This is a genomic window from Fibrobacter sp. UWT2, assembly GCF_900142545.1.
GTDB lineage: Bacteria > Fibrobacterota > Fibrobacteria > Fibrobacterales > Fibrobacteraceae > Fibrobacter.
Window position 1 is genome coordinate 172,641 of the sequence record NZ_FRBF01000001.1, and the last position, 13,768, is coordinate 186,408.

Below are 13,768 nucleotides of genomic sequence, written 5' to 3' on the forward strand. Positions count from 1 at the left end.
CGGAGTTTATCCTGAGCTTGTCGAAGGACTCAGGATGACATGTCGCTTACTTCTTCACATGCCTGTGGTATTCCTGCAAGCTGCAGACTTCGAAGCGGCCGAAGTCGTGCTTGTCCATGAGGCCTTCCACGGTAGAGGTGAGGGCGGCGATGGTCGTGGTGATAGGAATGCCAGAGACCACAGCCTTGGAGCGCATCTGGATTTCGTCGACCATGGCTTCGGCGCCGTTCTCGGTGGTGTTCACAATCCACTGCACTTCCTTGTCGTGAATGAGGTCCAACAGGTTCGGGCGGCCACGGGAGATGCGGAACACGGCGCGGGTCTTGATGCCTTCGTTGTAAAGCATCGTCGAGGTGCCGCGGGTGGCGTAAATCTGGTAGCCCATGTCTACGAGGCGCTTGATGAGCGGAACGGCCTTCTGCTTGTCTTCGTCCTTGAGCGAGACGAAAATGTTGCCTTCGCTCGGCACCTTGTTGCCTGCAGCGAGCTGGCTCTTGAGGTAGGCAAGGCCGCGGTCGCGATCGAGGCTCATGACTTCGCCGGTAGACTTCATTTCCGGAGAAAGCGTGATGTCCACGCCCGGGAACTTGACGAACGGGAACACGGCTTCCTTGACGCTCACGTAAGGCACGTGGACTTCTTCGGTGAAGCCGATTTGTTCGAGGGATTCGCCGAGCATGCAGCGGCTTGCGTAACTTGCGAGCGGCACGCCGATGGACTTGGACACGAACGGCACGGTGCGGGAGGCGCGCGGGTTTACTTCGATCATGTAGAGTTCGCCGTCCTTCACGGCGAGCTGCATGTTCATGAGGCCGACCACGTGGAGTTCCCTTGCAAAGTCCTTCGCGTATTGACGAACCTTGTCCTGGATTTCCTTGGAAAGCGTCATGGGCGGGATGACGCTTGCGGAGTCGCCGGAGTGGATGCCTGCGGGTTCCACGTGTTCCATGATGGCGCCCACCACGGTGTGCTTGCCGTCGCTGATGCAGTCCACGTCAAGTTCGGTAGCGTCTTCCAAGAAGCGGTCGATAAGAATCGGCTTGCCTTCGCCAATGGCGGCAGCTTCTTCTACGAACTTGCGGAGGTATTTTTCCTTATAGACAATCACCATGCCGCGGCCGCCGAGAACGAAGCTCGGGCGCACAAGCACGGGGTAGCCAATGCGGTCGACAATAGCCAAGGCTTCTTCCACGTTGTGGGCAATGCCAGATGCGGCCTGCTTGATACCGACCTTGTCGACCAGCTGCTTGAAGAAGTCGCGGTCTTCGGCGAGGTCGATGTCTTCGGGACTTGTACCTACGACGTTTGCGCCGGCCTTCTTGAGACGCATGGCGAGGTTCAGCGGAGTCTGACCACCGAATTGCACAATCACGCCCGCGCAGTTTTCGCGTTCGTAAATGCCCATCACGTCTTCGAGCGTGAGCGGTTCAAAGTAGAGCTTGTCGGAGGTGTCGTAGTCGGTGGAAACCGTTTCGGGGTTAGAGTTCACCATGATGACTTCGTAGCCTTCGCGACGCAGCGTAAAGGCGGCGTGGCAGCAGCAATAGTCGAATTCGATACCCTGACCGATTCTGTTCGGGCCGCCGCCGAGCACCATGATGCGCTTCTTGCCGCGGTTGCCCATGATGGTGCGAACCGGTTCCGTATGGTCGGCGTAGCAGCTGTAATAGTAAGGCGTAATGGCTTCGAATTCGCCGGCGCAGGTATCTACAGAGTAGTAGCTGGGAACGAGGCCGATGGACTTACGGACTGCCATGACATCTTCGGGAGTTCTGTGGAAGAGGTAGGCAATCTGAATATCGCTGAAGCCGAATTCCTTGGCCTGGCGGAACAGGGCCTTGTTCTTGGAGAGGCCATCCAGAGACTTGGCTGCCTTGATTTCGTCTTCGAAGAAGGCGAGTTCTTCCAAGTGACGGAGGAAGTAACGGTCAATCTTGGTGACTTCGTAAAGCTTTTCGATGCTCCAGCCGCGACGGAAGGCTTCGTACACCACGAAGATGCGTTCTGCGCTCGGGCGGGCGACTTCCTTGGCCAAAGTTTCGTTGTCGTAGGCCTTGAACTTTTCGCACTTGGCGCAGCAACCGAAGCCGCCGAATCCCGTTTCGAGGGAGCGGAGTGCCTTCTGCATGGCCTGCTTGAAGTTCGTACCGATTGCCATCGCTTCGCCCACGGACTTCATCTGGGTGCCGAGCGTAGAATCGGCCTTCGGGAACTTTTCGAAGGTGAAGCGCGGAACCTTAACGACAACGTAGTCGAGAGCCGGTTCGAAGCAGCTCGGGGTCGTCTGCGTAATGTCGTTGCGGAGTTCGTCGAGAGTGTAACCCACAGCGAGCAATGCAGCAATCTTTGCGATGGGGAAGCCCGTTGCCTTAGAAGCAAGAGCAGAAGAACGGGACACACGCGGGTTCATTTCGATGATGATGCGGCGGCCGGTCTTCGGTTCGATAGCCCACTGAACGTTAGATCCACCGGTTTCCACGCCGATGGCTTCCATGACCTTCAGGGAGTCGTCACGCATAGCTTGGTAGGCACGGTCATCAAGGCTCTGGATCGGGGCGACCGTGATAGAGTCACCGGTATGCACGCCCATGGGGTCGAGGTTTTCGATGGAGCACACGATAACGGCGTTGCCCTTCTTATCGCGCATGACTTCCATTTCGAATTCCTTCCAGCCGAGGAGCGATTCTTCGATAAGCACTTCGTTGTTGAGCGAGGCATCGAGACCGCGGTTCACGATGGTTTCGAATTCTTCAGGGTTGTGGGCGATACCGCCGCCCGTGCCGCCCAGCGTAAAACCCGGACGAATAATCAAGGGCCAGCTGCCGATGGTGTTGGCGATTGCGGTAGCTTCGCTCATGGAGTGAGCGGAACCGGAACGCGGAAGGTCCAGGCCAATCTTGAGCATGGCTTCCTTGAACAGGTGGCGGTCTTCGGCGCGCTGGATGGATTCGGCCTTTGCACCGATGAGTTCCACCTGGTAGCGGTCCAAAATGCCGCGTTCGTTCAGTTCCATGGCGAGGTTCAAAGCGGTCTGACCGCCGAGAGTCGGGAGCAATGCATCGGGGCGTTCGCGGCGGATGATTTCGTGCAGAATGTCGACGCTGAGAGGTTCGATGTAGGTGCGGTCGGCCATTTCGGGGTCGGTCATGATGGTGGCCGGGTTGGAGTTCACGAGCACCACTTCGAAACCTTCGCGGCGGAGAACCTTACAGGCCTGCACGCCGGAGTAGTCGAATTCGCAGCCCTGGCCAATCACAATCGGGCCAGAACCAATGAGCATAATCTTCTTGATGTCGGTACGCTTAGGCATTCTTTTTGCCTCCATTCTCTTTAGTCAATTTCTTTGATGCGTTTTTCTGCGCAAGAGCGGCCTTAACAAGTCCGCTGAACAGCGGGTGCGGTGCCGTAGGACGGCTCTTGAATTCCGGGTGGAACTGGCAGGCTTCAAAGTAGGGGTGGTTCTTGATTTCCACCATTTCTACGAGCTTGCCGTCGGGCGATGTACCGGCAATCTTGAGGCCGGCCTTTTCGAGTTCCTTGCGGAATTCGCTGTTGTAGTTGAATTCGTAGCGGTGACGGTGACGTTCGCTAATCTTTTCGCTCTTGTAAAGCTTTGCGGCGTTGGAATCCTTCATGAGCTTGCACGGGTAAGCGCCGAGGCGCATGGTGCCGCCCTTTTCGGTGACGTTCTTCTGTTCGTCCATCAGGTCGATAACCGGGTGGGTCGTCTTTTCGTCGAATTCCGTGGAGTTGGCGTCCTTCCAGCCGAGTACGTTGCGTGCAAATTCAATCACGCAGCACTGCATGCCGAGGCAAATGCCGAGCAGCGGAATCTTGTGTTCGCGGGCGTAGCGAATGGCTACGCACTTGCCGTTCACGCCGCGGCTACCGAAGCCGCCCGGAATCAGAATGCCGTCTGCATTCTTGATCATGTTCGGATTCTTTTCGAGCTCTTCGGCTTCGATGCATTCCACTTTCACCTTGGCATTGTGTTCCATGCCGGCGTGCTGCAAGGCTTCATGCACGGACTTGTAGGCGTCGCGGATGGCAATGTACTTGCCGACGAGCGCGATGGTGCATTCGTACTTGGGTTGTGTTGCCTTCTTGACGAGCTTGTCCCATTCGGAGTGGATGATGGGGTGGACGCTCAAGTGGAGCTGTTCAAGCACGCGGAGGTCAAGTTCTTGCTTGGAAAGTTCGCGAGGCACAGCGTAAACGGAGTCCTTCACGTCCTTTTCTTCGATCACGCATTCGGGCTTCACGTTGCAGAAGAGCGCGAGCTTGTCCAGGTGATCCTGCGGAATCGTCATTTCGGTGCGGCACACCAGAATGTCCGGAAAAATACCGATGTTGCGGAGTTCTGCCACGGAGTGCTGCGAGGGCTTGGTCTTGAGTTCGCCTGCGGCCTTCAGGTAAGGCACGAGAACCAGGTGGACAAAGCAAGTGTTTTCGACGCCGACTTCGAAGCGGAACTGTCTTGCGGCTTCGAGGAAGGGGAGCGATTCAATGTCGCCTGCGACACCGCCGATTTCGCAGAGCACGATGTCGGCGCCGCTTTCGGCTGCAGAACGGAAGGCGTCCTTGATTTCGTTGGTGATGTGCGGAATGACCTGCACGGTACCGCCGAGGTACTTGCCCGCGCGTTCTTTTGCGAGCACGGAGGAATAGATGCGACCCGAAGTGTAGCTCGATGCCTTGGAGCACTGCACGCCTGCGAAACGTTCGTAGTGGCCCAAATCAAGGTCGGTTTCGTAGCCGTCGTCGGTCACGAAAACTTCGCCGTGCTGGTAAGGGCTCATGGTACCCGGGTCCACGTTCAGATACGGGTCGAGCTTTTGCATGAACACTTTGTAGCCGCGGCTCTTGAGGAGGAGTGCGAGCGAAGCGGAGGTGATGCCTTTACCGAGCGAACTGACCACGCCGCCGGTAATGAAAATGTACTTGGTCTGTTTCTTTGCGGCAGCTTTAGAGGAGGACATTTTTTACCTCTTTGGGGACTTCAGCGGGCTTGGGGGTGCTGACTTGTTTTGCTTTGAATTCTTCGATCATTTGTCTGAATTCGGCGAACAAGTAGAGAGAATCGTTCGGACCCGGAGCGGATTCCGGGTGGTACTGCACGCTGAATGCCGGCAACTGCGTGTGGCGAATGCCTTCGACCGTGTTGTCGTTCAGGTTGATGTGTGTGACTTCGACTTCTTCGGGGAGCGTAATAGCATCGATAGCGTAGTTGTGGTTCTGGCTCGTGATTTCGACTGCGCCGGTCTTCACGTTCTTGACCGGGTGGTTGCAGCCGTGGTGGCCGAACTTGAGCTTGGAAACGTTGGCGCCTAAGGCGAGGCCCAGGAGCTGGTTACCGAGGCAGATGCCCATTAGAGGAACCTTGCCCAGAAGTTGCTTGACGACTGCGACCACTTGCGGGAGGCTGTTCGGGTCGGCAGGGCCGTTGGAGAGGAACACGCCATCGGGGTTCTTTGCCATAATCTGTTCGTAGGTCGTGGTAATCGGGAGCACCGTTACCTTCATGCCCTGGCTTACCAGGTTTCTCAGAATGTTGATCTTGATACCGAAATCCAGCGCCACGATATTCAAGTCGCCTTCGGTAGAAAGTTCGTAACCGTTGGGGTCGCTGACCTTGCTGGCGTAGTCCTGTCCGTCCAGACCTTCCCATTCCTGAGCCTTCTTGATGGCTTCTTCTTCGCTCATTTCTTCGTCAGAAACATGGAGGTAGGCCTTCTGGGCACCGTGTTCGCGCAGGTGGAGCGTGAGGGCGCGAGTGTCAACGCCGGCGATACCCGGCTTGCCCTGTGCCAGCATGTAGTCGTGCAGGCTTTCTTCTTTAAGTTCCGGAGAAACCCAGTCCAGGGAGTTCACCACGATGCCGTTCAGGAACACCTGGCGAGATTCGTTCTTTTCGGTGTTGGCCGCATAGGCGCCTACTTCTGCAGTGGTAAAGACCACGAACTGGCCGGCGTACGACGGGTCGGTGATGATCTGCTTGTAACCTGCCATGCCGGTGTTGAAAACGGCTTCACCGACGGTGTCGGTCTTGGCGCCAAAGGCGTATCCTCTAAAGACGGCGCCATCTGCCAGTGCCAGAAACGCCTTCTTTTCGCGTTTCGCTTTCCATTGGAACTTATCAGTCATACGATTCTCATTGCTTTAGTGTTAAAAACTCTATAAAAATAAAGGCAAAAGCCAAAAGCTTTTGCCAAACGATAAAGACGAATAAAAACGGTAAAAAGGAAAATTTTGTGAAAACCAGAGAGAGTGGCTTGATTCCGTTGCGAGATTGCTGCAACGGCTGCGCTCATGTGTGCCTCGATGGTTTCCGATATTTTCATCGGACTCCTAATGTAGTAAAAAAGGGGGTGAACCACAAGGTTTTGGATGGAATTTGCCTAACATTTTTTAGTGACTTTTCATAATATGTAAACCAAAATCTTTGAAAACGAGGAAATGTAAAAACAGGGCGGTTGAATAGCGAAAAATAGAATGTATTTTTATAGTGGAGGGTAGAAAATGATCAAGAGAACAAGTCTGCTTTTTGCCTTAATTTGGGCATGCATATATATAGGCTGTGGCGATGATTCCACTTCTGCCACGATCGAAGAAGTTTCACAAGTCACTTCCAGCTCTAGCAACGAAATTATGGACGATCAGTCGTCCGACTCCTCGAAACCTTCGAGTTCGAGTGTTTCGTCCGGTGAAACTTCTAGTGCGAGCGAACCTGTCGAATCCGGTATTTCGTCTTCAATTCTGACATTGCTGCCTAGCGAAGGTGACTTGTTTTGGGAGGGTGGTGCTGCCGGTGCCGGAGGCTTTACGCCGTATTGGTATTATGATTCCACAAAGTTTAAACCGCTAGATCCTTCCAAGCCGGATGGATGTTTCCAAGTCTATCAAGATTCCCTAATCGGAAACATTACTTCGGAGTTCGAGGAACCATTGTGCGTTGTCAAACAAGCCATTTTGGGGCTGGTCGAGAATTTGGTGAATCAGGGTGTTGTCGTCGAAGAAGCGAAGACGGCTGCAGTGCGAAAGCTGTATGAATTTTTTGAAATTGACTCCGTACCAAAGAACGATAGTTTGTATGAGTCCGCCTTGGGTTATGCCTTGAGCTCTTTGTTCCCGGTGAATGACAGTGATACCACGATGAGGGTGAATTTTATTAATGACCTCGCTAATGGCAAAGATTTCAGCAAATCGGATCGGTGCGGATTGGTAGTGAATTCTGCAATGATGATTAAAGTTCCTAACGCTTATATGGGCACCTCTGTACGTAGTGTGACGTCTGCAATCATTGGAAAATTATGGAAGTATTGCGGAGGTCTTACGGATTGCGATGAGTCAAACAAAGGTGAATTTAGGAAATACGATTGCGGACCGGATTTCCCAAATTGCATCTATCAAAATAGGGAATATATCTGCACGGGAACGGGATGGACTCTCCCGACAACGCAGGACTATGAAACTCTCGGCCATGAATGCAAGATGAACAATACGCGTTTCCCAAGTGATTCTACATCGGGAATGGAATATATCTGTTACGAAGGAACATGGTACAAGTCTACTGATAAATTGGTCGGTAAATTGCCGAAGGAATACTTCTTTAACGAAAACATTAGCTACGGCACCATGGAAGATTCCAGAGACGGACATGTGTACAAGACGGTTGAGTACGATGGCCTGACGTGGATGGCCGAAAATATCAACTATTATACTGAAACCGATTCGGCAATAAAGAATTATAGCAAGTGCTCTCAAAGTATCAAGTGCGATTACGGACGCTTCTACAATGTGGAGGCTGCCTTGAGCGCGTGTCCCGAAGGCTGGCGCTTGCCCAAGAAAGAGGAACTTGAGAAATGGATTGATATGGAGTATGTGGTACGTCAAAAATTCTTGCCGAAACTCTTTTCTAAACTGTCGGGAGTGCGTGATGCGTCCGATGAATTTGGCTTGTCCCTTTTGGCGACGATTACGGTTGACCCGTACGGATGGGACGAAACCTCGGGGTATGGAGTTTTCTGGGTAGAAGGCCGGTCCTACATACGTATTACGGATAATATCATCTATTTTCAAGATAAAATAGATCCCCGTGAAGCGGGCGAGTTTATCCCGGTCCGTTGTGTCAAGTAAAAATGACCTGTGAATCGTCAGAAAATTGACGGAATAAAGCTGATTTTGCTATATTTGCAGTCCACAAATGCTCGAGTAGCTCAGTTGGATAGAGCAATTGCCTTCTAAGCAATGGGTCGTGGGTTCGAATCCCGCCTCGAGTATGAATAGCCTAGACACCTTTACGGTGTCTAGGCTATTTATTTTTGTAGGAGGGAGCGAACCCGAAGGGTTCGACCTCTGCGTAAGGCGAACGCAGCGACCGAGCTTGCTCGGGCATTGCTGAGCCGTAGCAGAGGCTACAAAGCACGTAGTGCTTTGTGAGTCCCGCCGTTAAGAATCAAAAAAATCATACACAAAAAAACGTCCGGTTCAAAGAACCGGGCGTCCATAAGGAGTAGAATCTAGGGGCCGATTACATCATGCCGCCCATGCCCATGGACGGATCCATGGCAGGAGCTGCCGGCTTCGGTTCCTTCTTTTCAGCGATTACGCAGTCAGTCGTGAGAATCATCGAAGCGATAGAAGCGGCATTCTTGAGGGCCGTACGAGTCACCTTAGCCGGGTCAATCACACCGGCCTTAATGAGGTCTTCGTAGGTGTCAGTCTTCGCATTGTAACCGAAGCTGTCCTTGCCTTCCTTCACCTTGTTCACCACGACAGAGCCTTCGAGGCCAGCGTTCTGGACAATCTGACGGAGAGGTTCTTCGATAGCGCGGCGGATGATAGCGGCACCAGTCTTCTGGTCGGCGTTATCAAACTTGAGGGAATCGATGGCCTTTTCGGCGCGGATGAGGGCAACGCCACCACCCGGAACGATACCTTCTTCGACGGCAGCGCGAGTTGCGTGCATGGCGTCGTCGACGCGGTCCTTCTTTTCCTTCATTTCAACTTCAGTAGCAGCACCGACCTTGATCACAGCTACGCCGCCAGCGAGCTTGGCCAAGCGTTCCTGGAGTTTTTCGCGGTCGTAGTCGCTCGTGGTAGCTTCGATCTGCTTCTTGATCTGGGCGATACGGCCCTTGATAGAAGCGGCGTCGCCGGCACCTTCGACGATCGTGGTGTTGTCCTTCGTGATAGTGATAGACTTGGCCTGGCCGAGCACGGTCACCGGAGCGTCTTCGAGCTTAGCGCCTGTGTCTTCGGAAACCAGCATACCGCCAGTGAGGATAGCGATGTCTTCGAGCATTGCCTTACGACGGTCGCCGAAGCCCGGAGCCTTAACAGCTGCGACCTTCAGGGTGCCGCGCATCTTGTTCACAACGAGCGTTGCGAGAGCTTCGCCATCGACGTCTTCGGCGATGATGAGGAGGGACTTGCCCTGCTTTGCCACGTGTTCGAGCATCGGGAGCAAATCCTTCATGGTAGAAATCTTCTTGTCGTACAACAGGATGTACGGATTTTCGAGGGCCACTTCCATGCTGTCAGTGTTGGTGACGAAGTACGGAGAGAGGTAGCCGCGGTCGAACTGCATACCTTCGACAACGTCGAGGATGGTTTCGGCAGTCTTGGATTCTTCGATGGTGATGACGCCATCGTTACCGACCTTTTCCATAGCGTTGGCGAGGAGTTCACCAATTTCGGGGTCGTTGTTGGCGGAAATCGTTGCGACCTGGGCAATGTGTTCCTTGCCGTTGATCTTCACGGCCATCTTGCCGATTTCCTTGATCACGGCTTCGACGGCAGCGTCCATACCGCGCTTGATGTCCATCGGGTTTGCACCGGCGGCCACGTTCTTGAGGCCTTCGCGAGTGATAGCCTGGGCGAGCACGGTAGCAGTCGTGGTACCGTCACCAGCAGCGTCAGAAGTCTTGTTGGCGACTTCCTTGGCCATCTGGGCGCCGAGGTTTTCGTAAGCGTCTTCGAGTTCCACTTCCTTAGCGACAGACACACCGTCCTTGGTGACGTTCGGGGCTCCGAAGGCCTTTGCGATCATCACGTTGCGGCCCTTAGGACCGAGGGTGACCTTCACTGCGTTGGCGAGTTTGTCCACACCCTTCATCAGGGATTCGCGAGCTGCTACATCAAACTTAAGTTGCTTTGCCATTTTGTTTTTCCTTTTTTATTTAAAATTTTTGAGTAGGAAGTTTGAAGTAGGAAGTTAGAAGTGTAATAATCGCGGCTTCGCCGCCTAACTAGACCTGTCTACCGTCTACTTCCTACTGTCTACTAACCACTACAGAGTAGCGATGACGTCGGATTCCTTCACGATCAGGTAGTTTTCGCCATCGACGGAGACTTCCGTTCCGCTGTACTTGCCGTAAAGCACCACGTCGCCGACCTTGACTTCCATGGCGACGAGTTCGCCCTTGTCGTTCTTGCGACCCGGGCCCACGGCCACGACCTTACCCTGCATCGGCTTTTCCTTGGCGTTGTCCGGGATAAAGAGACCCGAGGAGGTCTTCTGTTCGGCTTCTGCCGGCTTGACGACGATTCGATCTGCAAGAGGCTTAATCATTTTCACTTTTCCTTTTTTACGGGTGGTTTCGCACCCAATGTTTGAACTGTTTTGCCCAAATTGGTAGTCCAACTTGGACTATTTATTTTGTTTCGCCCTAGAGTAAGCAATTTCTGTGCCAAGTTCTATTGGTGGGCGATTTGTGTCTATTTTGGTGTTTTTAGGCGTCTTACAGTATCGTTTTGAAACGTTTTTGGAGGCTTTTAAGGCTTTAAGGAGGTTGTGTTTTAATTTGAAACAAATCGTTTTGCTTGTGACGGGTTTACGGGCGATTCCGTAATTGTCCACACTTGACTGCATTAATGAAGAAATGTGGACTTTTTATTTTTATTACAATTTTTAAAAATGCCAAATTGTCTAGAAAATTTTTAAAATAATGTGGACTTTTTATAGATTTTTTGATTATATTTAGAAAAGGAATTGCTGTAGAGTCTTGTTGTCTAAAGACTACAAATAAGAATAATTTGCGTTCTGTTTTGAACTTTTAGAAATAGATTAGCAGTAAGGCCATAGAAAATGGAGTTTATATGGGTATTGGTTTAAAAACATCGACAATTTTTGCAGGAGTCGCGCTAGCGTTTGGGCTTGCTTCTCCGGCTTTTTCTGCTAACCGCCAGATGGAAAATCTTTCGCGCGGTCTTGCTGTCACGAACACGGGCAAGGGTGTGCTCGTGAGTTGGCGCCTTTTGGGTACTGACGCTCCGGACGTGGAGTTCAATCTCTACCGCGATGGTGAGAAAATTGCTTCCGTTGGTAAGACGGGTGGCACGAACTACCTGGACGCCGCCGGCAAGACAACTTCCAAATATACGGTCGCGGCGGTAGTTGGCGGCAAGGAAGGTGCCAAGCAGGGTGTTTCCGTGGTGCTCGACAAGACGGTCTCCAACAGCGGAAAGTCTTTCCCGTATAAGACTATTAAACTGGAAGTCCCCGCGGCACAGACAATGCCCGACGGCGAAAAATGCACGTACACTCCCAATGACGTGAGTACGGCCGACCTCGACGGCGACGGCGAATACGAACTGATTTTGAAGTGGGATCCGTCTAACGCTCACGACAACTCGCAGACGGGCTATACGGGTACGGTATTCATCGATGCCTACAAGCTCGACGGTACGCGCCTTTGGCGTATTGACCTCGGTAAGAATATTCGCGCGGGCGCACACTACACGCAGTTCCAGGTCTTTGATTACGATGGCGACGGCAAGGCCGAGATGATCGTGAAGACTGCCGACGGCACGATTGACGGTACGGGCAAGGCGATTGGCGACAAGTCAAAGGATTACCGCGACGCGAGTGGTACGATTCTTAAAGGCCCTGAATACCTGACTGTTTTCCGCGGTGTTGACGGTGCAGCGATTTCGACCGTTACGTACGAACCGAGCCGAGACATCAACCAGCACGTGAAGGGCAAGGATGCCCATGGCTACTGGGGCGATAACTACGGCAACCGCTGTGAACGCTACTTGGCTGCAACGGGTTATCTGGACGGAGTACACCCGAGTGCAATCTTTGCACGCGGTTATTATAGCTCATCTTATGTGGCCGCTTACGATTTTGACGGAAAAGATTTGAAACTCCGCTGGCTCCACAAGTCGGAATATCCGGGCCAGGGCCTGTACGGCGAAGGAAACCACAGCCTTCAGGCGGTGGACCTTGACGGTGACGGCTACGACGAAATCTTCTTCGGGGCAGCAGCCTTGAACCACGATGGAACGCTGCGTTACCGCACGGGCCTCGGTCATGGCGATGCCCATCACATCGGTGATCTGGATCCGGATCTTCCGGGTCTTGAATCCTGGGACGTGCACGAACACAAGGATGCCCAGTACACCGAAGAAATGCGCGCCAATGATGGCAAGATTATTTGGGGCACTCCGCAGCCATCTGCCGAAGGTGTCGATAATGGTCGTGGCATGGCTGCAGACGTTGATTCTGAATATCGTGGCTATGAAATGTGGTCTGCAAAGGGTGGTGGAATGAAGACTGCTAAGGGCAAACTCATTGGAACGCCTGCAGTGTCTCAGAACTTCCGCATTTATTTTGACGGCGATGAGTATGATGAACTCTTGGACGGCGCTTTTGTGACCAAGTTCAATTCTTCGTCAAAAAAATCTGAAACTTATTTCGATGGTCCATCTGCCCTCGGTGTTACCGGTTGCAATGGCACCAAGAATACGCCGAGCCTTGTGGCCGACCTCTTTGGCGACTGGCGCGAAGAAATGGTAGTGCGTAGCGAAAAGGATCCGACGTTGCTGTACATCGTTTCGACCCCGGTAGAAAGCAAACTTCGAGTCTACACGCTGATGCACGATGCCACCTACCGCACGGCGGTTGCGTCTCAAAATACGGCCTATAACCAGCCGTCGCACCTGGGCTACTACTTGCCCGACATGGTAAAGTCGCTCAAGCAGCCGAGCATCTTCGTAGTGGGCGAGGACCCGACTCCTGCCGACACAACCCCGGTGGTGAACAGCGGCAAGTCCGAACTGGATGCCTCTACCCCGAAGGATGGCAAGGGCTGGACTCAGAGCGAAAACGAAGGCTTCCTCAAGAACGGCTACTATAACTTTGACAATGCGCTTTCGAGCTACGGCACTTGGGAAATCTTCTCGAAGACCGAGGCGAAGACGACGCTTACGGTGCGCTTCACGAACGGTGGGACTACCTCCCGCAATATGGCGGTTACCGTAAATGGCGCTTCTGCCGGCACGATTAGCTTCCCCTCGACAGATGCCTCCTGGACGACTTATTCCGAGGCGAAGATCGATGTGAAGATTGTCGCTGGCGTGAACACGATTACGTTTACCTCGATGACGAGTGATGGCGGCCCGAACGTCGATATGTTCACCTTCGGTATCGATGGTGTAGAACTCTATGATGGTACGCAGAAGATTGATAATCCGACGGCACTTGCGGTAATTCCGTTCAAGAGCGGTGTCTCCTTCAATTCTTCTACGGGCGTGCTCTTTACGCCCAAGGCTGGCTTTGCGGAAGTCTACTTCTACGATATGTCCGGTGCAATGCGCATGGGGGTGTCGCGGAACGTGAATGCAGGCTCTACGACGATTTCGCTTGATCGCGAAATGCTTCCGAAGGGAACTTATCTCGTTAAGGTAATGCTTGACGGAAAGGCTGTTTCGACGAAGAAATTCTCGAAGCTATAAACACCTCACTGCCTAGCCTTGGTCTTTC

8 protein-coding genes and 1 tRNA gene are annotated in these 13,768 nt (G+C 52.9%); 3 read left to right on the forward strand and 6 right to left on the reverse strand.

Features of this window, described 5'->3' with window-relative positions; genetic code table 11:
• Window positions 1-46: 46 nt before the first annotated feature.
• The 4 genes from carB to BUA40_RS14460 are packed head-to-tail and all read right to left on the reverse strand — an operon-like array spanning window position 47 to window position 6,311.
• On the reverse strand, window positions 47-3,310 hold the full coding sequence (carB, locus tag BUA40_RS00755; RefSeq protein WP_072797273.1) for a carbamoyl-phosphate synthase large subunit: 3,264 nt from the start codon (window positions 3,308-3,310) through the stop codon (window positions 47-49).
• Window positions 3,303-4,979, reverse strand: a complete 1,677-nt coding sequence (locus BUA40_RS00760) for a CTP synthase (RefSeq protein WP_072797276.1) — start codon at window positions 4,977-4,979, stop codon at window positions 3,303-3,305. Before BUA40_RS00760 ends, carB begins: the two co-directional genes overlap by 8 nt.
• Window positions 4,966-6,144, reverse strand: coding sequence for a glutamine-hydrolyzing carbamoyl-phosphate synthase small subunit (gene carA, locus BUA40_RS00765; protein WP_072797278.1), 1,179 nt, complete (start codon window positions 6,142-6,144; stop codon window positions 4,966-4,968). The genes BUA40_RS00760 and carA overlap by 14 nt, the downstream gene beginning before the upstream one ends.
• Window positions 6,141-6,311 (reverse strand): hypothetical protein, encoded by a 171-nt coding sequence (locus BUA40_RS14460; RefSeq protein ID WP_178299488.1) that lies wholly within the window; start codon window positions 6,309-6,311, stop codon window positions 6,141-6,143. The genes carA and BUA40_RS14460 overlap by 4 nt, the downstream gene beginning before the upstream one ends.
• 208 nt (window positions 6,312-6,519) lie before the next feature.
• On the opposite strand from BUA40_RS14460, the gene BUA40_RS00775 reads away from it, so the two are divergent.
• Window positions 6,520-8,136, forward strand: a complete 1,617-nt coding sequence (locus tag BUA40_RS00775) for an FISUMP domain-containing protein (protein WP_072797282.1) — start codon at window positions 6,520-6,522, stop codon at window positions 8,134-8,136.
• A gap of 69 nt (window positions 8,137-8,205) precedes the next feature.
• Window positions 8,206-8,279, forward strand: a tRNA-Arg gene (locus BUA40_RS00780).
• A gap of 251 nt (window positions 8,280-8,530) precedes the next feature.
• Here BUA40_RS00780 and groL read toward each other — a convergent pair.
• Window positions 8,531-10,162 carry a chaperonin GroEL gene (gene groL, locus BUA40_RS00785; protein ID WP_072797284.1) on the reverse strand — a complete coding sequence of 544 codons (1,632 nt, stop codon included), beginning with the start codon at window positions 10,160-10,162 and terminating at the stop codon, window positions 8,531-8,533.
• A gap of 129 nt (window positions 10,163-10,291) precedes the next feature.
• Window positions 10,292-10,573, reverse strand: coding sequence for a co-chaperone GroES (groES, locus tag BUA40_RS00790; RefSeq protein ID WP_072797286.1), 282 nt, complete (start codon window positions 10,571-10,573; stop codon window positions 10,292-10,294).
• Window positions 10,574-11,100: 527 nt separating this feature from the next.
• On the opposite strand from groES, the gene BUA40_RS00795 reads away from it, so the two are divergent.
• A complete protein-coding gene (locus BUA40_RS00795; protein WP_072797289.1) occupies window positions 11,101-13,740 on the forward strand; it encodes a rhamnogalacturonan lyase family protein in 2,640 nt (879 codons plus the stop codon).
• Window positions 13,741-13,768: the final 28 nt, after the last annotated feature.

Bases quoted from the DNA above. Each gene is read 5' to 3' on its own strand.
- carB (WP_072797273.1), bottom strand. From the start codon at position 3,310: ATGCCTAAGCGTACCGACATCAAGAAGATTATGCTCATTGGTTCTGGC.
- BUA40_RS00760 (WP_072797276.1), bottom strand. From the start codon at position 4,979: ATGTCCTCCTCTAAAGCTGCCGCAAAGAAACAGACCAAGTACATTTTC.
- carA (WP_072797278.1), bottom strand. From the start codon at position 6,144: ATGACTGATAAGTTCCAATGGAAAGCGAAACGCGAAAAGAAGGCGTTT.
- BUA40_RS14460 (WP_178299488.1), bottom strand. From the start codon at position 6,311: ATGAGCGCAGCCGTTGCAGCAATCTCGCAACGGAATCAAGCCACTCTC.
- BUA40_RS00775 (WP_072797282.1), top strand. From the start codon at position 6,520: ATGATCAAGAGAACAAGTCTGCTTTTTGCCTTAATTTGGGCATGCATA.
- groL (WP_072797284.1), bottom strand. From the start codon at position 10,162: ATGGCAAAGCAACTTAAGTTTGATGTAGCAGCTCGCGAATCCCTGATG.
- groES (WP_072797286.1), bottom strand. From the start codon at position 10,573: ATGATTAAGCCTCTTGCAGATCGAATCGTCGTCAAGCCGGCAGAAGCC.
- BUA40_RS00795 (WP_072797289.1), top strand. From the start codon at position 11,101: ATGGGTATTGGTTTAAAAACATCGACAATTTTTGCAGGAGTCGCGCTA.